Below are 291 nucleotides of genomic sequence, written 5' to 3' on the forward strand. Positions count from 1 at the left end.
GAAGTGCAGCGCGTGGATCACGTGTACCTGCCGGATGATCTCGTCGCCACAGGTCGTGACACCGAAACCGTTGCCCTGTCGAAGGCGGTGAAATACCACCTGGAGCACCGGGTTTTCCTCAACAAGGACAGAACGGTGATCTTCAGGTGAGTACTTCCAAAATAATCGATGGCAAAGCCGCAGCCGCCCGCGTACTAGCCCACGTCAAAGCCGACGTGCAGAAACTGAAACTCAAAGGCATCGAGCCTGCGCTGGCAGTGATTCTGGTGGGTGAGGACCCGGCCAGTCAGG

At 57.7% G+C, this 291-nt stretch carries 1 protein-coding gene; it reads left to right on the top strand.

Annotation, left to right across the window (positions count from 1 at the left end; all coding sequences use genetic code 11):
• Nucleotides 1-146: 146 nt before the first annotated feature.
• The coding region (locus tag KMS84_RS44460; RefSeq protein WP_498066981.1) for a tetrahydrofolate dehydrogenase/cyclohydrolase catalytic domain-containing protein at nt 147-291 on the top strand (145 nt) is incomplete at its 3' end.

It is taken from the genome of Streptomyces hilarionis (assembly GCF_024539675.1).
Taxonomy (GTDB): domain Bacteria; phylum Actinomycetota; class Actinomycetes; order Streptomycetales; family Streptomycetaceae; genus Streptomyces; species Streptomyces hilarionis.